This is a genomic window from Arthrobacter sp. 05L428 (assembly GCF_056397665.1).
This window is the reverse complement of sequence record NZ_JBFTNW010000001.1, coordinates 162214-184202: the sequence shown is the minus strand read 5'-3', so window position 1 is coordinate 184202 and position 21989 is coordinate 162214. Positions and strand designations below refer to the sequence as shown.

Here is a 21989-nt window from a genome sequence, read left to right as displayed (position 1 = left end):
CCTTCCAGGGCAGAGGGATGCGTCCCCCCACCCTGCCAGCGCCGGACAACGCGGAGCAGTCCCCAAGGTGAAAATCGGGTGAACGCTCTCGGTTCCCGCGAAGCCCGCCGGTTGCGTCGTAAACGCCCTTTTCGGCGCCGATAAGGGCCGTTACGGAGCAGTCGTTGCTGCCAGGAGGGCGTAGACGCGCCGGAGCCGGTCCAGCCACCAGTCCCTCCGCTCCGGCGCTGCGGCGTATTCCGACAGCAGGCCCGGGTCGACGGCGACGTCGCGGAGGCGGATGGCGCCGTCGTCGGGGACCAGGGAGTCACGGGTGACATCGGCGGCGAGCAGCGACACGGTCCCCAGCCCGCAGGCGTAGGGCAGTTCAGGCAGGGCGGCGGCGAGCGCCAGCCCGGCGCGGATCCCCACGGAGGTGTCCAGGGCGGAGCTGACGACGGCGGGCAGGCCGGCCCGTGCCACGATGTCGAGGGCACGCCGCACTCCCCCCAGGGGTGCCACCTTCACCACAACCAGGTCCGCGGCGCCGGCGCGGGCCACCTTGAGCGGGTCTTCCTCCTTGCGCACGCTCTCGTCCGCGGCGATCAGCACCGGAACGCCGGCGGCCCTGAGCCGGCGGCGCACCTCCGCGAGGCCGGCGATGTCCGGCACCGGCTGCTCGGCATATTCCAGTCCGACGGCGGCCAGCCGGGTCAGTGCCTCGACGGCCGCGGGGACGTCCCAGCCCCCGTTCGCGTCGACCCGGATCGCGGCGTCCGGCAGCGCGGCGCGGACGGCGGCCACCCGGGCGGCGTCTTCGTCGAGCGTCTGGCCGGTCTCGGCGACCTTGACCTTGACGGCGTCCACCCGGCCGAAGCGGGCCAGGATGTCCGGCACCCGGTCGGCAGCGACCGCGGGAACGGTGGCGTTGACCGGGATGCTGTCCCGCAGGGGTTCCGGGAAGCCCTGCCAGCCGGCCTCGACGGCGGCGTAAAGCCAGCGGGAGGCCTCGGCGTCGCCGTACTCGGGGAACGGGCAGAACTCCCCCCAGCCGAGCGGGCCCGGGAGCAGCAGGGCCTCGCGCTCCATGATGCCCCGGAATTTCACCCGCATCGGCAGGGTCACCACCCGGGCCAGGTCCAGGAGCTCCTCCACGCCGCCGGGATTCAGGCCGGAAGGGGTGGGGCGGTCGGCAGTGATGGGCATGGCTGTACTCTACCCGCGGCTCCAGCTGCCGCCCTCGCGCCGGACGGTTCCGGGCTGCTCGAGGTCCCAGACATCGGCAGCCGCCCCGTGCGGCAGTTCCAGGCGCCATTCCTCACCCGGCGCCGGGTAGGCGCGCACCGTCGCCGGAACCGAGCCGTGACGGTAGACCTCTACGATCGATCCGTCCACGAAGATCCGCAGTTCGTCCCCGCCGGCCACGGTGTCCGCGAAGACTGCCCGGACCTGCTCGGTCGAGGCCAGGACCAGCCGGATCCGGCCCTCCCCGCCGGTGACCGCGGTTTCCGTCTGGCCGGGCAGTCGCAGGGTTCCCGCGGCACCCTTGGCGCGCTGGCGGCCCCGGTAGCCGCGCAGCTCCGGTGCCGGTTCGACGGCGAGTGCGTCCCCGTGCACCGCCAGTTGCCGGGGGAAGGTCAGCAGGCCGGCCCAGCCCGCGGCGTCCGCGGCCGGCTGGCCGCGGCCCGTGCGGCCGTCCGGGCCCGACACCTCGTCGGACCAGCCCCACAGCAGGGCACGGTCCGGCAGGGCCAGAATCTGCGGGGCGTAGAAGTCCGGCCCCAGGTCCGCCTTGCCGCCCCGCGCCGGGGTGAAGACCGGCAATCCGCTGGCGGTGTCCTCGGCGAGCGATCCCAGCAGGTAGCCCACGCCGCCGGCATGGTGGCGTTCGTCCGGGGCGGGCCGGAGCGAAGCCATCAGGAGCCAGGTCTCGGCTCCGGAGGAGTCCGGCACGCGGACCAGCTGCGGGCACTCCCAGATTTCGGCCGGCAGGTGCTTGGCGGCCAGGGTGTCCTCGGTGGTGAACCAGATGCCCTCATACCGCCAGTCGTGCAGCTCGTCGGGGCGGTAGAGCAGCACGGCCGCGTGCCCCGAGGCCAGGCCCGCCCCCCGCAGGGCAAAGCGCCGGCCCTGGAAGGTGAAGAAGGACGGACCGCGCACCGCGGTGACGTGGGGATCCGGCGGCACCCGCGCCGCGTTCTGCCCGTCCTGCCGCCAGTCGTCCGTTCCCGGGAGCCGGGGCCGGAGCGCGACCGGGTGTTCCTCCCAGCGGAGCAGGTCCGGGGAACTCAGGTGCCCCCAGCAGACCAGGCGGGGCAGCGCCGAGTCCGGGTTGAACTGGAAGAACACGTGGTACCGGCCGTCGAGGAAACACAGGCCGGCGGGACCGCCGACCCAGCCCTGCGCCGGCCGCGGATGGAAGCGGGGAAAAGCAGCGTCCGGGTGGCGTGCCGCAACCACCGCGGCGGTGGGTCCGCGGCGCTCCTGGTTGTTCATGGCATGACTCTCGTACCGTTCGCGGCGCCGGTCAATCCTCCCCGACACCGCCAGCTTCCCCTCAGAAGCCTCGCAGCGTTCTGTGGGAACCTGTAGGGGTGAGTTTTCGGCAGACACGCAGCATTCAACCCATGTCAGCGGGTGCACCGGACGTGAATCCCGCGCCCGGCCCGGCGCCCCGCGGACCGGGCAGGGCCACCGGATTCCTCTTCCTGCTGGGCACCCTTGGCTGCGTGGCTGCCCTCGCCGCCACCTACTACTTCTTCGTGCGCACCACCACCGGCCAGTTCATCGACGAATCCGCGCTGGTGGAGGCCGTGGAAATCCACGGCGCGGCCGGGAAGGCGAGCAACAAACTCCTGGACTGGCTGCCCGCGCTTTCGGCGCTGATCGCGTCCGTGGTGGTCATCTTCGTGACCGTGGCACGCCGCCGCTGGGCGGCCGCGGGCATCGCCATCGCCGCCGCTGCGGGCGCCAACGTCGCCACCCAGGTCCTGAAGGACCTGGTCCCGGTGCGGCCGTTCCGCGGGATCGAAACACTGGAATTCAATTCCCTTCCGTCCGGACACACCACCCTGGCCGCCTCAGCCGCGGCCGCGGTGTTCCTGATGGTCTCGCCGCGCTGGCGGCCGCTGGCCGGCTTCCTGGGCGGCAGCTTCGCCGTCGCCACCGGGGTCTCCACGCTCATCAACCAGTGGCACCGGCCCGCCGACGTGGTGGCCGCTTTCCTGGTGGTCGGGGTGTTCATGCTGCCGGCTGGCTGGCTGATCATGCGCAAGGGTCCCAGGTGGAACGTGTGGGACGGCTACAACGGTCACTGGGCCTCCGCCCGGCTGTGGGTTGCCGTCCCGGTGCTGGCGGGGCTCACCTCCGCAGCGGTGGCCACGTACTCGCTGCTGAAGATCGCCCCGGGACCGGGGCAGGAGGGCAGCACAACGAACTACTTCTGGGCCGGCACCTCGCTGATCGTCATCACCGGCTACCTCGCCACGGTCGCCGGTGTGTGGCTGTTTGGCCACGCCGCACGACGCCGACGCGCGGCCTCCGGCGCCTGAGCGCCCGCCCCACGCCGGGGGCCGTACCGGCCGGCAGGCCCGGTGCTGCCGCCGTCGTTCCCTTTACAACCGTCCGGGGCAGGCCCAGAATGATCACCTCCGGAGTCTCCACGGGCTCAGCAGCGCCCTGACTCCTTTCGGTTTTGCTTGCCTTCATCCTGCCCAGACCAAGGGGACGCGCCATGAGCTACAGTGATGCATCACCGGCATCCCGGCGGGCCACACGGCTGGCCTCTGTACCCTCCCAACTGCGGATCAACGCCTACCTCACAGGCTCCGTGTACGCCCGGCGCCAGGACGACCCGGGGGTCTGCGACTTCACCTTCGGCAACCCCCACGAGATGCCCGATGAAAGCTACGTGGACGCGCTCCGGGAGGTCATCACCCCGCGCAATGAGAAGTGGTTTGCCTACAAAACCAACGAAACCGCGGCCCGGGCCGCCGCGGCCGACTCGCTGCGGACGCATGTGGGGGTGGACTTCGGAACGGAAGACATCTTCCTTACCACCGGCGGGTTCTCCGCCATCAGCGTGGCCCTGAAAGCCGTCGGCGATCCCGGTGACGAGGTGATCTTCAGCCTGCCGCCGTGGTTCTTCTACGAACCCCTCGCCGTGGAGGCCGGGCTGGTGCCGGTGAAGGTCCCGATCGACGCGGACAGCCTGGACCTGGACCTGGCGGCCATCCGCTCGGCCGTCACGGAGCGCACCCGCGCGGTGATCGTGAACTCCCCGAACAACCCCACCGGACGGATCTATCCGCCGTCCCTCCTGGCGCAGCTGGCTGAGCTGCTGGAGGCCGAGTCGTCCCGCATCGGGCACCGCATCTACCTCGTGTCGGACGAGGCTTACAACCGCATCATCTTCGACGGAGCCCGCTTCCACAGCCCGGCCGAATACTATCCCCACACCCTGCTGGCCTACACCTACGGCAAGACCCATCTGGCCCCGGGGCAGCGGATCGGCTACCTCGCGGTGTCCCCCGCCATGCCGGACAGCGCCGCGTTGCGCGGGGCCATCGCGGCCTTGCAGATGGCCGGCGGCTGGGTCTTTCCGAACGCCGTCATGCAGTACGTCCTGCCGCGGCTTGAGCAGTTTTCAATCGACATCGGCCGGCTCCAGCGCAAGCGGGACGTGTTTGTGGACGCGCTCACCGCGATGGGCTACCGGCTCCGGCCGCCCGAAGGCACGTTCTACCTTTTCGTGCGCACCCCCGGCGGGGGCGACGACGACGCATTCGCCGACGCGCTCGCGGAGGACGGGGTTTTTGTGCTGCCCGGCACGCTGTTCGAGACGCCGGGGTTCTTCCGGATCTCGCTCACCGCGAGCGAGGAAATGATCGAGCGCAGCCTGCCGCTCTTTGCCGCCGCGTTCCGGCGCGCAGGCGGCGCCGGCCCCCTGCCGGCGTCCCCGGCGAGTACCTGACACCTCAGTAGTTGCGGCGGTGTTTGAGCCGCGGAATGGTGATGGCGAAGACGGCGGCCGCGGCGAAGCCGAGCACGCCGGTGGCGCCCACGCCGGCGCCCAGCGACGCCGCGGCCGTGACGCCGGAGAGCAGCACCGGCCCGCCGGTGGCGCCGGCGTCGGCCATGAACCGCCAGATACCCAAGAACTGCCCGCGGCCGTTGTCCGGCGAAAAGTCGGCTCCGAGCGTCATGTTCAGCCCGGAGCTGATGCCGTTGCCGAAACCGATCAGGAGTGCGGCGAGCAGCAGGCCCACGAATCCGGTGCTGAGTGGGATCAGCAGCATGGCCGTGCCCATGATGAGCGTGGAGGGCACCGCCACCCATTGGCGGCCCTTGCGGTCCATCAGCTTTCCGGCAGGGTAGAAGACCAGCATGTCGATGGCCCCGGAGATGCCATAAATCAGCGAGGCCTGGGTGGCGTCCATGCCCAGGTGTTCGGCCCACAGCGGGATGACCACTTGGCGGGACGCGCGCAACGCGCTGAGCAGCAGGACCCCGACGCCGACGCTCAGGAACACACCGGCGTGGGAGGCCGCGACGCTGCGCAGCGTGGGTTGCGGGGCCGGGGTGCCGGCCGTCGGCCCGGCCGCCACAACGAGGTCCGGGATGGTGACGGACAGGCATGCCGCGGCGGCCATTGCCACGACGCCGGCCCAGTAGGCGGCGGTGATGCCGCCGAACTGCATCACCGCGGCGCCGATGAAGGGGCCAATGAAGATGCCGATCCGGTTGACCCCGCCGAGGGTCGAAAGGGCCCGGGCGCGGAGGATGACCGGAACGGCTTCGGTCAGGTATTTCTGCCGGGCCAGGCTGAAGACGCTGGCGGCCATGCCGACCACCACCATCGCCGCGGCCAGCAGCCAGATCCCGGCCGGCACCAGCGGGGAAACAGCGGCGGCGGCGAGGGCGACGGCGCTCGCGGCTGCCGCCCCGACGATCGCCCAGCGCTCGCCGAACTTCAGGGTGATCAGTGACGCCGGCAGGTTAAAGAACCACGAACCGAGTCCAATGAGCGTGACGACCAGGGCCGCGACCGCGACCGAGGCGCCCAGGTCCCGGGCAGACAAGGCCACCACGGGCAGGATCGCGCCTTCGCCGATGCTGAACAGCAGTGCCGGGCCGAAGGCGGGGACGGCGATGCTGCGGAGGCTGAAGTCGGCGGGGCGTGTCGTGGTCATCCCTTCCATCCTAGGTCCGGCTGTGCCCAGCCGGCCGGAGGTTCAGCCGGACGGAGGTTCAGCTGTCGAAGTGGGTGTGGATTTCGCCGCCCGTGACGTTCTTCAGCACATCCGCCGCGACGTCGCGCAGCTTCTGGTTCCGGTTGCTGGAAACCCGGGTAAGGATGGCCATCGCCTCGTCCTGCGAGCAGCGGTTCTGCGCCATCACGACGCCGCAGGCCAGGTCGATGGAGGTGCGGTGTTCCATGGCTGCCTGCAGGTCCTCGGCTCGGGCCTGGGCGGTGCCGATCCGGACGGCCAGGCGCAGCGCCCGGCCGGCGAGGTCCGCGAACCCCGAGGCCTCGGCCACGATTGCCGCGGTGAAGACTCCGGTCGAGGACGCGAAGAAGTTCAGCGCGGCCGCCGAGTCCTCGCCGATTTCCAGGGGTACGCCGAGGGTGCTGCGGCAGCCGTGGGCGGCGAGCTGCTGCTGGTATTCGGGCCAGCGCGGGTCCGTGTCCACATTGGCCAGGAGCACGATGCCCCGGGTCCGCAGCGCCTCGATGCAGGGGCCGTCGCCCAGGCTTTGCTCGATCCGGTCGAGCATGACGGCGTTGCTGCTGCTGCCGGCCACGGTCATGGTTTTCTTCCGCCGCTGCAGCGTCACGCCGCATTCGATGTCCGCCCCGACCGAGTGGCTCAGGGTGGACGCGGAAAATTCCGCGAGGCGGTCGAGGACGTCCTCGACGTTCTCGGTGCCCACAATGAGGTCCTGCAGCTGGATGGCGGCGTCGTTCCCGGCGTACTTGCTCATGGCCTAAATGTAGCGGCTAAACGTAGCCGTCGACGATCGCGGCGGCAATCTCCCGGTATGCCCGGCGGGTCTCGGGCCGGAGGGAATCGAGCGTGACGAGGTCGCCGTCGGCCACGCCGCGGTCGTGCGGGACGGCGATCAGCTGGCGGCAGATGCCGGAGAGGTGGTCCTCGATGGCGTCCTTGTCCACGCGCGAGGAGACTTCGTCCTTGTCCGTGATGACCACGACGGCGTTCCGTGCAAGGTCCTCGTAGCCGTGGCTGGCGAGCCAGTGCAGGGTGCTACGTGCGCGCTTGGCGCCGCTGACGGCGTAGCCAGCGGCGATGATCAGGTTGTCCGCGGACTGCAGGATCCCGCTCATCGCGTTGTGCGTGACGCCGGTGCCGCAGTCGGTCAGGGCCACGGAGTAGTAGCCGGAGATGAGCTTGCGGATCCGCAGGTACTCCTCCGCGGTGAGCGAATCGGACACCTCCGGATCCTGTTCCCCGGCGATCAGGTGCAGGCGGCCGGCATGGTGCATGTAGCGGGCCAGGGCCGTCAGCGAGTCGATGGATTCGACGTTGCGGAGCAGGTCGCTGATGGTCCGCGGGGCCTGCTGCTGGTAGATCCCCTCGCCGAGGGCGCGCTCCACGAGGTCGCCCGAGTCCGGGTTGGCGTCGATCGCGCAGGGCGGATCGCCGCGGTATTCGGCCAGGGTCAGTCCGACGCCCACCGTGGTGGAGGTCTTGCCGATACCGCCCTTGAGGCTCAGCACGGCGGTGTTGTAGCTGCCCTGGAGCTGGCGGGAAATCCGGCGCGCGAGCTCGTCCTCCTCGCGTTGCCGGGCACTCGGTCCGAGGTTCAGGCTGCCGCCCGTGAGGTTGTAGAGGGCGCCGCGGAAGCCGCCGACCGGACGGGGCTTCTGTTCGCGGACAAAGAGGCCTGGCGAGCTGATGAAGTCCGGCATCGGCGCGTCGGCCAGGGCGGCGGCACGGCTGGCCGAGCGGGTGGCGCGGGTGGGCTGCGGCGGCACGGAGGCGGCTGCGGCGTCGGGGACGGGGACGGCCAACTCTTCCGGCTCCTGCGGCACTGCCGGCGCCGCCGACGTCGGCGGGGCGACGGGCGGCCGCGGCGCCGCCGGGACCTGGCTGATCACCGGAGTGGCTCCGGTAGCAGGGTTTCCAAAGCGTTCATCGGCGGCCTCGGCGGCCTGGGCCCAGGAGCTGCTGCGCGGCGGGGCCGGACGGGCAGGGGCTTCCGAGGGCTCCGCGGGGATGCTGCGGGGGTTGACGACCGGCATGGTTCCTGTCCGGACAGCTGGATTCTCACCATCGGCACGACGCAGGTCGCGGCGACGGCGAAGTTCAGGCTGTCCTGAGTTTTCAGCAGTGGCAGCTGAGTTGTCTTCCACCGATTCGGGCATCTTTTGGTTTCTCCCCCAGGACTCACAGCGGAGCACGCTGCGGCGCTTGTTGTGACTTCTTTCAAAGAGCCAGTCTAGGCGCAGTCGCCAGCACGCTTAGCTTCGGCCGGATCCGTGGCCCGTCTTGGGGCCCGCCTCAGTGGTGGGCGCGGGTCTCCTGCAGACGCCGGATGAACCACCGGGACTGCTCCGGTCCGTACGGAAGGATCGGTACGGCTTTGGTGGCGTCGTTCGGCGTCTCGCGGGTGGCCTGGGTGGCCTGCCGCACGGCGGTGCTCATGGTGTTGGCCATGGTTTTGACGAACTGGTCGCTGCACGGTTCGCCGTGGCCCGGGATCAGGAATTCGTAGCGGTGCCGCAACGCGGACAGGTGCCGCAGGGCATCGGCCCACTCCTCCGGGAAGGAATCCTCGAAGGACGGGTGTGCGCCCTGTTCCACCAGGTCACCGGCGAACAGCGTGGTGCCCGTCCCCACGAGCAGGTCGCCGTCGGTGTGCCCGCGTCCCAGGTAGAACAGTGTTGCCGTCTGGCCGCCCAAGTCCACCAGGACGGGCTGGTCCTTGACGATCGCGTTCGGCACCACCAGCTCCACCGAGCTGCCCTCGCCGGCAGCCATTTCCGGTTCCGCCGCCGCGACGAAGTGCCGCTGGGCGTCGCCGTTCTCTTCGATGTCCGCCGCGCAGTTTTCGTGCCCCCAGAACTCGGTCACGCCGTCGTCAGCGAAAATGGCGTTGCCGAAGAAGTGGTCGTAGTGGGCATGCGTGTTGACGACCACCAGCGGCAGCTGCGTCTTTTCGCGCACGGCATCGAGGATCTCCCGGCCCTGCCGGGGCCCGCCGCCGGTGTCGATCACCATGGCTCGTTCGGTGCCCACAACCAGGCCGGTGTTGAGCAGGGATCCTTGGGTGGTCAGTACGTAGTTGTCCTGACCGACCTCGAGCCATCGTGACATGAAATCTCCGTATTCCGGCGGTGCGCCGGCATGGTTGGTGCGATGTTCTGGCCTCGATTCTACCCGCGGGGCAAACGGAAAGCCCGGAAGCGGCACCCGTCCGCGTCCGGCAACTTGCCCCCTGGGATCCAGCTGTCTAGGCCGGCAGGATGCCCGAGCGGCTGAGGAGCGCCCGTGTTTTCGGATGCTGCGGCGCGGTAAAAATCCGGCTGGGCGGCCCCTCTTCCACGATGACTCCCTGATCCATGACAACGATCCGGTCTGCTATGTCCCGGGCGAACTGCATCTCGTGGGTGACGATCACCATGGTTGTGCCCTGCTGGGCGATTTTCTTGATCACGGACAGAACCTCGCCCACCAGCTCCGGATCCAGGGCGGAGGTCGGCTCGTCGAACAGCATGACGCTCGGCTCCATGGCCAGGGCCCGGGCAATGGCCACCCGCTGCTTCTGGCCTCCGGAGAGCTTGCTGGGGTAGTTGTCCATCTTGTCGCCCAGGCCCACCATTTCGAGGTTGGGGACAGCCACTTTCCTCGCTTCCGCCGCTGAAAGCTTCTTGACGTCGCGTAACGGCGCCATGACATTCCCCAGCGCCGTCTTGTTCAGGAACAGGTTGAAGTGCTGGAATACGAAGCCGATGTCCGTTCGCTTCTGCGCGGTGATGGACGCCTTCTCGGCGATGAGTTCGCCACCGCGCTCCTCGTAGCCGATCAGGTGGCCGTTGACGTAGATGCGTCCCGCGTCGATGGTTTCAAGCTTGTTGATGCAGCGCAGCAGGGTGCTTTTGCCGGATCCGCTGGAGCCCAATATGGCGATGGTTTCGCCGCGGTGCACCACGAGGTCCACGCCTTTGAGGACTTCCACCCGTTTCTGCACGTGCGGTTTGCCGGAAAGCCTTCTCCACAAGGTCGGTTTCGTCTCGGAAACGAACGTCTTGTGGACGTCGCGGACGTCGATGATGGTCTCGTCAGCCATTGGCCCGTGCCTTTCGTTCAAGCACCACCACGACGCGTGAGAGTGGGAGGCTGATGATCAGATAAAGAAGGGCCGCGGCGGTATAGATGGCCGTGGTCTGGAATGTCTGGCTGTTGAGGATGTTGGCGGTCTTCAGGATCTCCGTCACGGCGATCACCGACGTCAGTGCGGTGTCCTTGATCATCGCTATGAAGTAGTTGCCAATCGGCCCCATGGAGACCACGAAGGACTGCGGAATAACCACCTTCCACAGCGTCTTGGAGGGCGTGTAGCCCAGGGACAGCGCGGCTTCGGTCTGGCCATGCTCCACGGAGAGGATCGCGGAGCGGAAGACCTCGGACAGGTAGGCCGCGTAGTTGAGGCCCAGGCCCAGGATGCCGGCCGGGACAGGTTCGATGCTCACGCCGATGCTGGGAAGGACGAAGAAGATGTAGACAAGCTGCACCAGCAGCGGAGTCCCCCGGATCACTTCCAGGTACACCGTGGCGATGCCGCGGAGGATTTTGATCGAGGAGATCCGGGCCAGGGCAATCAGGAGGCCCAGCACGAGGGCCAGCGCCATGGCGCCAAGCGCCAGTTGCACGACGACGGGAACGGCCTGCAGGAGTGCCGGGAACACGGCCATGGCGTTGGTAATAAAGTCCACTGAAAATCCCTAGGTTAGGGTCGGGCGGGGCCGGCGTGCTCCGCGGTTGCGGATCGCACGCCCGCCGGCCCCGCATGAAGCTGGAACTTATTTGACGGCGTTGGCTTCGGTCAGCCCGTATTTCTTGAGGATCTCCAGGTACTTGGGGGTCTTCTTGAGGTCAGCCAGCCCGGAGTTCAGGTCCTGCAGCAGCTGCGAATCCTCTTTGCGGACGCCGGCCCCGATGATGCCCGGGTAGAACGGCTTATAGGGTGAGACGAGCTTCAGCTTGGGGTTCGGCTTCTGGACCAGGCTGTAGCCGATCACGGCGCTGTCGGTGAAGACCGCATCAACCTGCTTATTTTCCACGGCCGCAAGCAGTGAAGCCTGCGAGTCGAACAGCTTGACCTGGCTGCCGCCAAGGCTGTCAACGAGGTCCTTGAACACGGTGCCCGTCTGGGCGCCAAGAACCTTGCCCTTCACGTCGTCGCGTGAGGCCAGCGTTGAGTCCGCCGGGACCACCATCGCTTCACCTTCTGTGTACCAGGGGTCGGTGAAGTTGATCTGCTTCTTGCGGTCGTCGGTGATATACATGGCGTCCACGATCACGTCGGCTTTTTTGGCGTTGAGCGCGGCGATCAGGGTCGCGTATTCGGAGGTGAAGACTTTGATCTTCCAGCCCTTGGCCTGGGCGATGGCGTTGATCATTTCCCCGTCAATGCCCTTGAGCTCGCCGGAGGCTTGATCTGTGAAGGAGAAGGGGGCGTCGTTGGACGTGGCGATGGTGATGGTCTTCTGCTCACCGCCGCCGCTGGCCCCGCCCCCGCCGCCTCCGGAGCCACAGGCGGTCATGGCGAGGGCCACAGCAACGCCCATGGGCACCAATGCAGCGAAACGCTTGCGGAGGATTTTTGTATTCATCATGAGGCGCCTTTTGCTAGTGATGGATTTCTACCGGTTGAAGCGGTCGAGCCGCAGAGTGGCAGTGGCCTTATGGGCTGCCATTCCCTCGGTGTCGGAGATCGTGGTGACGTAGTTGGCCAGCCGCGGGGTTGCACTTTTTTCGACCCGCTGGAAGGTAAGGGGTTTGAGGAACCGGGACACGGAGAGCCCGGCGGAGGACCGGGCGCCGCCTCCGGTCGGAAGCACATGGTTCGTGCCGGAGGAGCCCTTGTCCGAGTAGGCCACCGTGGACCACGGGCCCAGGAAGATGGAGCCGTAGTTCTGCAGGTTCTGGTGGTAGTAGACGTCGTCCGAGGTCTGGATTTCCAGATGTTCCGGTGCCAGCAGGTCCATGATCCGCACTGCCGTTTCCCGGTCCTCGGCCACATACACGGTGCCGTAGTCCCGCCAGGCCGGCCCTGCAATGTCCCGTGTGGCCAGCGTCCGCAGCTGCTTGCTGATGTGCCTGATGACCTCTTCTCCCAGCTCGTGGGAGGTGGTTACGAGGGAAGCCGGCGACTGCGGGCCGTGTTCGGCCTGGCCGAGGAGATCAGCGGCCACGAGCTCCGCATCGGCAGATTCGTCGGCGATCACGGCGACCTCGGACGGACCCGCCAGCAGGTCGATGCCGACACGTCCGAACAGCTGCCGCTTGGCCTCGGTCACGTACGCGTTGCCGGCGCCGACCAGAATGTCGACCGGTTGCTCCCCCAGGAGCCCAAAGGCCATGGCGGCCAGGGCCTGCACCCCGCCGAGGGCAAACGCCCTGTCCACGCCGGCCAGGTACGCGGCGTACAGCACTGCGGGGTTGCCCCCGCCCTGGGCGGTTGGCGGCGTGCAGGCCAAGACGTTGGGAACGCCGGCGGCCTTGGCGACCCCCACCGTCATGAAGGCGCTGGCAAGGATGGGAAACCGGCCTGCCGGGAGGTAGGCGCCGACGCGCGCCACCGGCACGTACTTTTGTCCGGTAAAGACTCCCGGGATGAGCTCGACTTCAAAATCGGTGAGGTGTTCGCGTTGCTCTACCGCGAACAGCCTGGTCCGTTCGGCGCTGGCCAGCAGGGCCTCCCGAAGCTCCGGGGAGAGCGACTCACCGGTCTTTGCCAGCTCGTTTTGGCTGATCTCCAGGTTCGTGCCCTGCCACCCGTCCAGGTCCCGGGCGTACTCGGTGACCGCGTCCATTCCGCGGGCCTCGATCTCGCCGAGCATCGCGGATACCGTTGCCACCACTTCGGGAAGCCTTTGCGCCGGCACGTCCTCGATGGCGGGCGCCTTGAGGGTGGTGAAGTTTCCCGGAATGTGAGCCTTGTCACGCTGGGTGATGTGCATGGCCTAAAGCTACTGACGCGTGTGCCATCGCACAACGGGACCCAAACATGTGCCTCATACAGGGTGGCCCTATGCTTAAGCCAGCTGATTTGGCCCGCGCCACCCGAGCGGTCCACCCCGCACCATTGTCCGCAAACCTGCCGAATGTCTTACTGAGAGCCAGGGTTAGCCATGACACTCGCGCAACTCCGGGCCTTCTTAGCGGCCTACGAACTCGGTTCCTTCACCGCTGCGGCACGAAAGCTGGAAACAAGCCAGGCCTCTGTCTCCGAACTCATCAGCCGGCTCGAACATGAGCTGCAGCACAGCCTGTTCACCCGCGGCGGCCGGCGGCTCATTCCTACCACGGCGGCTGTGGAACTGCGGGTCCACGCGCTGCAATCGGTCACCTCGTTCGACAACGGAGTCGAGGCGCTGAGGTCCATGTCGGCGCTGGAGGGAGGCGTCTGCACTTTTGGAGTGCTGCGGTACGGAGCCCACTACGACCTCGCCGACCTGGTGCAGCGCTTCCACCGCCGGTACCCCAAGGTCAGGGTGCGCCTCGTCGGGTTGAACTCGGTGACCGTGGCCGAGTCCGTGGCGTCGGGCGAAATCGAGGCCGGGCTGATCGTGCTGCCGGTGGCGGAAACGGGCCTTCAGGTTCGGCCGCTCTTCCGGGACGAAGTCTTCTTCGTGTCGGCCACCCGGCATCCTTCACGCGGCCCGGTCACCATTGAGGAGCTCGCTGAGTCGAAACTGGTCCTCTATGACGCCTTCGCCGGCTGGCGTGACCCCACCCGCCGGCAGATTCTGGAACGCGCCCATCTCAAGGGGCTGAAAATCGATCCGGCCATCGAGGTGGAACATGTCGACACCGCCCTGGGCCTGGTCGCCGCAGGGGCGGCTGACTCTTTTGTCCCCCAGGCGATTGTCAGAGGACCCGGTTTTCCGAAAAACGTCCATGCCGTCCCTTTCGCCGAGCCCTTGTTCGACACGATCGCCCTCATCCAGCGGGAGGGCGCCTACTTGTCGCCGGCGACCCGGAAGATGGCCCAGATGGCAGCGCGGACGTTGCTGTCCAAAGTGCCGCCGGGCCAGGTCCCGGGCCGCGGCACCGTGCACTAGCCGGCAGTCTCAGAGATCGGCCAGCACGGCCCCCGGGTTCTCGATCGCATCGGCGACGTAGCGCAGGAAACCGCCGGCGGTTCCGCCGTCGCACACGCGGTGGTCGAAGGTGAGCGTCAGCTCGGTGACCTTGCGGACGGCAAGCTCCCCGTTGACCACCCACGGCTTGTCGATGATGCGTCCGACGCCGAGGATGCCCACCTCGGGGTGGTTGATGATTGCCGCGGAACCGTCCACGCCGAAGACGCCGTAGTTGTTCAGCGTGAAAGTGCCGCTGCCCAGCTCCGCAGGCGTGGCTTTACCGTCGCGGACGACGGCGGTGAGCCGCCGGATCTCCGCATCCAGTTCCCGGGCGCTGAGTTTGTCCGCGTTCCGCACGGAGGGGACCATCAGACCCCGGTCCGTCTGCGCCGCAAACCCCAGGTTGACGCCGTCGAAGGCCACGATTTCCTGGCTGGCCCCGCCCGTGGTGTCCTCGGTGGTGACGATCCGGGTGTTCAGCTCCGGGAACTTCTTGAGCCCGGCGGTGACGAACCGGGCAATGAACGCCAGCAGCCCCGGGGCGTGGTGCGGATCCGTCTTCTTCAACGCGGCACGAAGCTCCACGAGCGCCGTGGCGTCCACGTCCACCCACACGGTGGCTTCGGGAATCTCGGAACGGCTGCGGCTCATGTTCGCGGCCACGGCCTTGCGCACGCCCCGGACCGGGGTGCGCCCGGAAATGCCCAGCCCGGTCCGCGCATCGGTGCCACCGGCGGCGGGCAGCGCCGTTTCCGCCGGCTGCGCCGCGGGTCGCCCAGCTGCCGGAGCCGGCTTGATCAGGGCCTCGACGTCGCGGCGCATGATCAGCCCGCTCGTCCCGGAACCCTGCAGCTCCCCTAAATCAACCCCATGGTCCCGCGCCATCCGCCGGACCAGCGGAGAAATCACGGCCCCCAGCTTCCCCGGAACCCGCGTCCGCATCAGCAAGAGATCGTCCGCAGCCTTCTCCGCCGCAGACACCTGAGCCACAGGCTCGGCCAATACGGCCCGCTTAGGTGCCCGCGTCCGCCGAGCAACCCCGTGCCCGCCCGGAGTCCCATACCCAATCAGCACATTCCCGGACCCGGCTTTCTCCTCCTCGCGGTAGGTCTCAGCAGCAGGAGAGGAAGCACCCACAGGCGAATCTGGCGACAAATCAGCAGCAGGCGAGCCGGAAACACCGGCAACAGCGGCGGGTGAGCCGACAGCGTTCCCAGCCGGCGCAGGCAATGCCGCCCCGGGAGTGGCATCGGGCCTTCCGGAGCCGGACGGCATGCTGCTTGCAGCAATGCCGTCCGGCGAAGGGGCGGGGGCGGCATTGCCTGTGGCGGCGCCACCCGCACCAGGGGCGGCATCATCCGCGGCGGCCCCACCGGAGATAGCAGCACCAACCGGCAGGACAGAAATCAGCGGCTTGCCGACGTCGAGCGTCTGGCCGGGCTCGCCGTGCAGCACGGCGACGGTGCCGGCGTACGGCGAGGGGACCTCGACCATGGACTTGGCCGTCTCCACCTCGGCGATCGGCTGGTCGACGCGGATCTCGTCACCCACGGCTACGAGCCAGCTGACGAGCTCGGCTTCGGTGAGGCCTTCGCCGAGGTCCGGCAGGAGGAATACTTTCGGTTCGGTCATGGTCAGTCTTCCCACTGGAGGTCGTCAACGGCGTCGAGGATGCGGTCCACGCCGGGCAGGTAGTAGTGCTCGAGTTTCGGCGCCGGGTACGGCACGTCGAAGCCGGTGACGCGGCGGATCGGCGCGGCCAGGTGGTGGAAGCAGCGTTCCTGGACCCGGGCCACGATCTCGGAGGCCACCGAGGCGAAGCCGTGGGCTTCGGCGATGACAACGGCGCGGCCGGTTTTGCGGACCGAGGCGCAGACGGTCTCGTCGTCGAACGGCACGATCGAGCGGACGTCGATCACCTCAAGTGAGCGGCCCTCCTCGGCGGCGGCGGCCGCGGCGGCGAGCGCCGTCGGGACGGACGGGCCGTAGGCGATCAGCGTGGCGTCGGTGCCGGGACGGGCGACGGCGGCGCGGCCCTCGGAGGAGGTCCCGCGTTCGGCGTTCGCGGCGTGCTCGGCCCGCAGCGCGTCCAGGTCCACCTGGTCCTTGGACCAATACAGCTTCTTGGGCTCCATGAACATCACCGGGTCGTCCGAGTCGATGGCTTCGCGGAGCATCCGGTAGCCGTCGGCCACGGTGGCCGGGGTGAAGACCTTGAGGCCAGCGGTGTGGGCGTAGTAGGCCTCGGAGGAGTCGCAGTGGTGCTCCACTCCCCCGATGCCGCCGGCGTACGGGACGCGGATGACGATCGGCAGCTTCACGGTGCCTTTGGTGCGGTTGTGCATCTTGGCGACGTGGCTGACGATCTGTTCGAACGCCGGGTAGGCGAAGGCGTCGAACTGCATCTCGATGACCGGGCGCATGCCGTTCATGGCCATGCCCACGGCCATGCCGACAATGCCGGATTCGGCCAGCGGGGTGTCGAAGCAGCGGCTCTGCCCGAAGGTCTTGGTGAGCCCGTCGGTGATGCGGAAGACGCCGCCGAGCGTGCCGACGTCCTCGCCGAAGACCAGCACCGAGGCATCGGCGTGCATGGCGTCGGCCATGGCGGTGTTCAGCGCCTTGGCCAGGGTGATGGTCTGCGGGCCGGTCTTTTCGGCTTCAACGGCGGCCTTGGCTGCGGCCCGGGCCGTGGCGGCACTGACGTTGTTGTTCGCCTCGGAGGAGGTGGTGACGGTGGGGCTCATTGTGCGGACTCCTCGGAAGTCGTGGCGGAGGCGGCGTCGCGTGCCAGTTCGTCGGCGAGCATGGCGGACTGTTCCTTCAGCTGCGGGGTCGGGGCGGAGAAGACGTACTTGAAGAGGTCCTGGGGATCTACGGGGACATCCTCGCCCAGGCCCTCGCGCAGCTGCGCGGCTACGGTTTCGGCCTTTTCCGCGATCCGGGCGGCGCCGTCGTCGTCGAGCAGTCCGCGCTCCGTCAGGTAGGTCTTCATCCGGCTCAGCGGATCCTTGGCGACCCATTCGGCCACCTCGCTGTCCTGCCGGTAACGGGTGGCGTCGTCGGCGTTGGTGTGGGCCTGCATCCGGTAGGTGTGCGCTTCCACCAGGAGCGGGCCGGAACCGTCGCGGGCCAGTTTCACGGCCCGGCCGAGTACGGCCAGGAGCGCAACAATGTCGTTGCCGTCCACGCGTTCGCCGGCCATGCCGTAGCCGACGGCCTTGTGCGCGAGCGACGGCGCGACCGACTGGTGCGCGAGCGGCACGGAGATGGCGTACTGGTTGTTCTGGACGAAGAAGACCACCGGGAGGTGGAACACGGCGGCAAAGTTCAGCGCCTCGTGGAAGTCGCCCTCGCTGGTGGCGCCGTCGCCGCACATGGCCAGGACAACGGTGTCCTCGCCGCGGAGTTTGGCCGCGTGGGCGACGCCGACGGCGTGGAGCAGTTGGGTGGTCAGCGGCGTGCACTGGATGCCGACCTTGTGCTTGGCGGGGTCGTAGCCGCCGTGCCAGTCGCCACGGAACAGCGTCATGGTCTGGACCGGGTCCACGCCGCGGGCCATCACGGCCACCGAGTCGCGGTAGGTGGGGAACATCCAGTCCCCGTCGGAGAGGCAGAGCGCCGCCGCGACCTGGCAGGCCTCCTGACCGTGGCTGGAGGGGTAGACGGCCATCCGGCCCTGGCGGACCAGCGCGGAGTTTTGGTCGTTGACGCGGCGGCCGACGACTAGCTGCTCGTAGGCGGCCATCAGTTCCGCGTCCCCCGGGAGGCCGTATTCGTGGCCGGGCTGGGCGCCCTGCTCCGTGTGCGCGTTCGGCGCGCCGTCGGGTCCCACGATCTGGATCGGGTGCCGGGCGGGAAGCATGTAGTCCTCGACCGTGATGCCGAACTTGCGCACGGCCTCGCTGGCGGGATTTTCCGTCGCGGCGGAGGCCGCTTGCCCGGGGGCCGGCTGCTGCGCGGCCACAGGCTGCTGCGCAGGGTGGTCTGCGGAGATCGTCATTGGTCCGTCTTTCTGTAGCCACTATTCGCTCCCAGTATGGTCCCGGGGACCGTTTCGTATCCACCCCCGGCCGGAATCATGGAGAAGTCCCGGATTTTGCCCTAACCTGAAAGACAAAACGTAAATGTGAGCTGGATTACCGGCGGAGGTTGTGGACAAATGGCAGAGGCGGAAGCGGACCAGGCGGTACCGCTCGACGACGTGGACCGGAACATCATCGCCGAACTGACCCGTGACGGCCGGATGTCCGTGACCCAGGTGGCCGAGAATGTCCACATTTCCCGCGCCCACGCGTACACCCGGATTGCCCGGCTGACCGGCGAGGGGGTCCTTACCAAGTTCACGGCGCTCGTGGATCCGATCAAGGCCGGGCTGAAGTCATCCGCCTACGTGACGCTGAAGGTGCGCCAGCATTCCTGGCGGGAGCTTCGGGAACTGCTCCGCGCGATTCCCGAGGTGCACCACATCGCCCTGGTGGGCGGTGACTTCGACGTCATTCTGCTGGTCCGCGCCGTGGACAACGTGGACCTGCGCCGGGTGATCTTCGACCAGCTGCAGTCCATGCCCGGGGTCCTGGACACGCAGACGTTCCTGGTGTTCGAGGACCTGGATACGAGATAGCCGCCCCGGGCCGCAAGGTACTCCGGTCAGTTCACGAAACCCTTGAGCCAGATCTTGAGTTCTTCGCCGAACTCAACGCGCTCGCAGGCGATGGTGATGACGGCCTTCAGGTAGCTGAGCTTGTCTCCGGTGTCGTAGCGCCGGCCTTTGAAGACCACGCCGTAGACGCCGGAGCCTTCGCCCTCACCGACGGCCAGGGACTGCAGCGCATCCGTCAGCTGGATCTCGCCGCCGCGCCCCGGCGGGGTGTCCTCCAGGACGCCGAAAACAGACGGGTGCAGCACGTAGCGGCCGATCACGGCAAGGTTCGAGGGCGCCTCGCCGGCGGCCGGCTTCTCAACCAGGCTGTTCACCCGGACGAACTCCTCGCCCTCGATGGCCGTAATGTCCGCGCATCCGTAAGCGCTGATCTGCGAAGGATCCACCTCGATCAGGGCAATCACCGATCCACCCGTCTTCTGCTGCACCTCCATCATGGTGGTGAGCAGGTCCTCGGCTTCATCTATCAGGTCATCGCCCAAGAGGACGGCAAAGGGCTCGTCGCCAACATGCTGGCTGGCGCACAGCACAGCGTGCCCCAGGCCCTTGGCCTCTCCCTGCCGGACGTAGTGGATGGGTCCGAGGGCGGAGGCCTCGTGAACCGCGGCCAGGCGCTCCGTGTCGCCCTTGAGCTCCAGCGTCCGCTCGAGCCCGGGCGCCCGGTCAAAGTGGTCCTCCAACGCGCGCTTCTGCCGCCCCGTAATCATCAGCAGGTCTGTGAGCCCGGCCCTGACAGCCTCTTCGACCACGTACTGGATGGCCGGCTGGTCCACCACAGGCAGCATTTCCTTAGGCATCGCCTTCGTTGCCGGCAGGAAGCGGGTGCCCAGTCCAGCGGCAGGAATGACAGCCTTAGTTACAGATTTCCCCAAAGTCATAACCGAACATTACAAGCGCGTTCCGGAAATGAGAATGCTTCGTAGCAAAGACGAGTACTAGCGCAGCCAGGGCTTGGTAAGGCGCAGGAGCGGCTATCTGCCCTTGAAAACCGGGGCGCGCTTCTCCTGGAAGGCCAGGAAACCCTCGGCGTAGTCCTCGCTCTTGCAGAGGCGGGCCTGCTCGGCGTTCTCCTCCTCCATAGCCTCCCAGAGGCCAAGGCGCTGGTCGCGGATATGTGCCACCAGTTCCTTGCTGGCGTTGAACGCTCCGGTGGCGCCGGTGGCCACCCCGGCGACGATGGCCCGGGTGCTCTCCAGCAGCTCCTCCGCCGGCATGGCTCGGCTGAACAGTCCCTGCGCCACCGCCTCGGCGCCGCTCATGAGCTCCGCGGTGTAGATCAAATCGAGGGTGCGGTGCATCCCAAGCCGTTCGGTGAAGTACCAGTGCCCGCCGGAGTCCAGCGTGGCGCCGAGCTTGGCGAAAGGGGAACCGAACTTGGCCGTGTCCGCGACGTAGACCACGTCCGTGGCCAGCAGCAGCCCGAGCCCCACCCCCAGGCAGGCGCCCTGCGCTGCGGCGAAGGTGGGTGCCGGGAAGGAGCTCATCTTCTTTAGCAGCGGCTGGACGAGTCCGCCCAGGTAGGCCTGGGCGTCGTCGCTCTCCGGAGTCACGCCGGCGATGTCCCTGCCCGCGCAAAAGGCACGGCCCTCGCCGCGCAGCAGCAGTGCCCGCACCTCCCCGCGCGCGGCGGCGTCGGCGGCGTCGTCGTACGCCTGTGCCAAATCCTGCAGCGCCTGCTCGTCCAGCGAGTTCAGCTTCTGCGGCGCGTCCAGGACAACCTCGGCGATGCCGTCGGCGATGGTCAGGGAAATCATGCGGCTCCTTGGATGGGTGAAGGCTTAGACGTCGAAGTCGACGGTGACTTCGGCGGTGGTGGGATGGGACTGGCAGGTCAGCACGTAGCCCTTGTCCAGTTCGTCCTGCTCCAGCGCGTAGTTCTCGTCCATCGTGACCGAGCCGCTGACCACCTTGGCGCGGCAGGTGCCGCAGACGCCGCCGGCGCACGCGAAGGGGACGTCCGGCCGGACCCGCAGGGCCGCGTTGAGGATCGATTCGCGGGCGTGTGTGGGGCTGGCGACCTCGCCCTGCAGTCCGTCGAGCTTGAAGGTGATCTTGTACGTCTCTTTGGACTCGTCCGCGATCACCGGCCGGCCGATGTTGCCCTCGGGGCGGTCCGGCTTGCCGGAGCTGAACAGCTCGAAGCGGACGTGTTCCGGCTCCACGCCCCGGGCCGCAAGGGTGTCGCGGCACAGCTGGACGAGCTCGAACGGTCCGCAGAGGAACCATTCGTCGACGTCGTCGGCGTGGATCGCGGTGCCCAGCAGCGCCTGGAGCTTTTCGGCGTCGATCCGGCCGCTGAGCAGCGGCGCGATCCGCTGTTCGCGCGAGAGCACATGGTGCAGCGCCAGGCGCGACGGGTACTTGTCCTTGAGGTCCGCGAGTTCCTCAAGGAACATCACGTCCATGGCGGCCTTGTTGGCGTAGATCAAGTCGAAGCGGGTATCCGGGTGGGCAGCGAGCAGCGTCCGGGCGATCGCGATCACGGGAGTGATGCCGGATCCGGCGGCGATCGCGACAAACGATCCGGGCTCCCCCGCCAGCTCTTCCGGATGGTTCATGGAGTTCATGACGTTCTGTTCCACGGGCTTGCCGTCGCGGCCGTGCTTGGACACAAAGGCGCCCATCGGGCTCATCACGTCCAGGACGTCGCCGGCCTTGAGCTCGGAGTTGGCCCAGGTGGAGAAAAGGCCGCCGAGGTCCTTCTTGATGGCCACACGGATTTCGCTGCTGCCGTCCGCGAAGCTGCGCGGCTCCGCGCAGATCGAGTAGCTGCGGCGGATTTCCTTCGGCTCGCCGGACTCGTCCGGAAGGGTGGTTCGCAGGGCGACGTACTGGCCCGGGAGGTAATCGAACTGGCCGGCCAGTTCAGCCGGAACGCCGAAGGTCACCTCGATGGCGTCATCGGTGAGCCGGCGGACTTCGTCCACCGTCAGGGCGTGGAAGGACGCACGACGGCGGCCGGTGGCTGCGGCCGACTCGGCGGCGGTCTGGCGGACAACAGTCATGGAGGCACCT

20 protein-coding genes are annotated in these 21989 nt (G+C 68.0%); 4 read left to right on the top strand and 16 right to left on the bottom strand.

The features are described from left to right. Positions 1–150: 150 nt before the first annotated feature. Positions 151–1185, bottom strand: a complete 1035-nt coding sequence (locus tag AC1DH3_RS00900; protein ID WP_476892041.1) for an o-succinylbenzoate synthase — start codon at positions 1183–1185, stop codon at positions 151–153. Positions 1186–1194: 9 nt separating this feature from the next. Next, positions 1195–2475, bottom strand: coding sequence for a glycoside hydrolase family 32 protein (locus AC1DH3_RS00895; protein WP_476892040.1), 1281 nt, complete (start codon positions 2473–2475; stop codon positions 1195–1197). A 131-nt stretch (positions 2476–2606) separates the two neighbouring features. Here AC1DH3_RS00895 and AC1DH3_RS00890 point away from each other — a divergent pair, with 131 nt between their 5' ends. Then, positions 2607–3530: a phosphatase PAP2 family protein gene (locus tag AC1DH3_RS00890; RefSeq protein WP_476892039.1), complete on the top strand. Its 924-nt coding sequence runs from the start codon at positions 2607–2609 to the stop codon at positions 3528–3530. Positions 3531–3712: 182 nt separating this feature from the next. Next, positions 3713–4951 (top strand): aminotransferase class I/II-fold pyridoxal phosphate-dependent enzyme, encoded by a 1239-nt coding sequence (locus tag AC1DH3_RS00885; RefSeq protein WP_476908410.1) that lies wholly within the window; start codon positions 3713–3715, stop codon positions 4949–4951. 4 nt (positions 4952–4955) lie between these two features. Here the strand turns inward: AC1DH3_RS00885 and AC1DH3_RS00880 are convergent, their stop codons facing one another. The 8 genes from AC1DH3_RS00880 to hisD form a co-directional block, all read right to left on the bottom strand. Next, complete coding sequence (locus tag AC1DH3_RS00880; RefSeq protein WP_441416895.1) at positions 4956–6170, bottom strand: MFS transporter; 1215 nt, start codon at positions 6168–6170, stop codon at positions 4956–4958. A 58-nt stretch (positions 6171–6228) separates the two neighbouring features. Further along, a complete protein-coding gene (locus tag AC1DH3_RS00875; protein WP_476908409.1) occupies positions 6229–6963 on the bottom strand; it encodes a GAF and ANTAR domain-containing protein in 735 nt (244 codons plus the stop codon). A 16-nt stretch (positions 6964–6979) separates the two neighbouring features. Beyond that, the gene (locus AC1DH3_RS00870; RefSeq protein ID WP_476892037.1) at positions 6980–8242 is read right to left on the bottom strand and encodes a MinD/ParA family ATP-binding protein; all 1263 of its coding nucleotides are present in this window, start codon (positions 8240–8242) and stop codon (positions 6980–6982) included. 259 nt (positions 8243–8501) lie between these two features. Further along, positions 8502–9317 (bottom strand): MBL fold metallo-hydrolase, encoded by an 816-nt coding sequence (locus AC1DH3_RS00865; protein ID WP_441416892.1) that lies wholly within the window; start codon positions 9315–9317, stop codon positions 8502–8504. 136 nt (positions 9318–9453) lie between these two features. After that, the gene (locus AC1DH3_RS00860; protein ID WP_441416891.1) at positions 9454–10290 is read right to left on the bottom strand and encodes an amino acid ABC transporter ATP-binding protein; all 837 of its coding nucleotides are present in this window, start codon (positions 10288–10290) and stop codon (positions 9454–9456) included. Further along, positions 10283–10936: an amino acid ABC transporter permease gene (locus tag AC1DH3_RS00855; protein WP_476908408.1), complete on the bottom strand. Its 654-nt coding sequence runs from the start codon at positions 10934–10936 to the stop codon at positions 10283–10285. The genes AC1DH3_RS00860 and AC1DH3_RS00855 overlap by 8 nt, the downstream gene beginning before the upstream one ends. Before the next feature lie 87 nt (positions 10937–11023). Beyond that, complete coding sequence (locus AC1DH3_RS00850; RefSeq protein ID WP_476892035.1) at positions 11024–11839, bottom strand: ABC transporter substrate-binding protein; 816 nt, start codon at positions 11837–11839, stop codon at positions 11024–11026. Positions 11840–11866: 27 nt separating this feature from the next. Next, complete coding sequence (gene hisD / locus AC1DH3_RS00845) at positions 11867–13186, bottom strand: histidinol dehydrogenase (protein ID WP_441416888.1); 1320 nt, start codon at positions 13184–13186, stop codon at positions 11867–11869. Between the two features lie 171 nt (positions 13187–13357). Here hisD and AC1DH3_RS00840 point away from each other — a divergent pair, with 171 nt between their 5' ends. Continuing rightward, a complete protein-coding gene (locus tag AC1DH3_RS00840) occupies positions 13358–14290 on the top strand; it encodes a LysR family transcriptional regulator (protein WP_441416887.1) in 933 nt (310 codons plus the stop codon). Positions 14291–14299: 9 nt separating this feature from the next. Here the strand turns inward: AC1DH3_RS00840 and AC1DH3_RS00835 are convergent, their stop codons facing one another. From AC1DH3_RS00835 to pdhA, 3 genes are read right to left on the bottom strand one after another with little or no spacing between them, the layout of a single operon-like run. Continuing rightward, the gene (locus AC1DH3_RS00835; protein ID WP_476908407.1) at positions 14300–15943 is read right to left on the bottom strand and encodes a dihydrolipoamide acetyltransferase family protein; all 1644 of its coding nucleotides are present in this window, start codon (positions 15941–15943) and stop codon (positions 14300–14302) included. A gap of 2 nt (positions 15944–15945) precedes the next feature. Further along, on the bottom strand, positions 15946–17058 hold the full coding sequence (locus AC1DH3_RS00830; protein WP_476908406.1) for an alpha-ketoacid dehydrogenase subunit beta: 1113 nt from the start codon (positions 17056–17058) through the stop codon (positions 15946–15948). Then, positions 17055–18314 (bottom strand): pyruvate dehydrogenase (acetyl-transferring) E1 component subunit alpha, encoded by a 1260-nt coding sequence (pdhA, locus tag AC1DH3_RS00825; protein WP_441416884.1) that lies wholly within the window; start codon positions 18312–18314, stop codon positions 17055–17057. Before pdhA ends, AC1DH3_RS00830 begins: the two co-directional genes overlap by 4 nt. 159 nt (positions 18315–18473) lie before the next feature. Between pdhA and AC1DH3_RS00820 the strand changes: the two genes are divergently transcribed. Further along, positions 18474–18935 (top strand): Lrp/AsnC family transcriptional regulator, encoded by a 462-nt coding sequence (locus AC1DH3_RS00820; RefSeq protein ID WP_441416883.1) that lies wholly within the window; start codon positions 18474–18476, stop codon positions 18933–18935. A gap of 26 nt (positions 18936–18961) precedes the next feature. Here AC1DH3_RS00820 and galU read toward each other — a convergent pair whose 3' ends face one another. The 3 genes from galU to paaE all read right to left on the bottom strand — a co-directional run bounded on the left by galU (position 18962) and on the right by paaE (position 21979). Continuing rightward, positions 18962–19852 carry a UTP--glucose-1-phosphate uridylyltransferase GalU gene (gene galU, locus AC1DH3_RS00815; RefSeq protein WP_441416882.1) on the bottom strand — a complete coding sequence of 297 codons (891 nt, stop codon included), beginning with the start codon at positions 19850–19852 and terminating at the stop codon, positions 18962–18964. Between the two features lie 93 nt (positions 19853–19945). Further along, positions 19946–20728: an enoyl-CoA hydratase/isomerase family protein gene (locus AC1DH3_RS00810; RefSeq protein WP_476908405.1), complete on the bottom strand. Its 783-nt coding sequence runs from the start codon at positions 20726–20728 to the stop codon at positions 19946–19948. A gap of 24 nt (positions 20729–20752) precedes the next feature. After that, positions 20753–21979 (bottom strand): 1,2-phenylacetyl-CoA epoxidase subunit PaaE, encoded by a 1227-nt coding sequence (paaE, locus tag AC1DH3_RS00805; RefSeq protein ID WP_441416880.1) that lies wholly within the window; start codon positions 21977–21979, stop codon positions 20753–20755. Positions 21980–21989 lie beyond the last annotated feature (10 nt).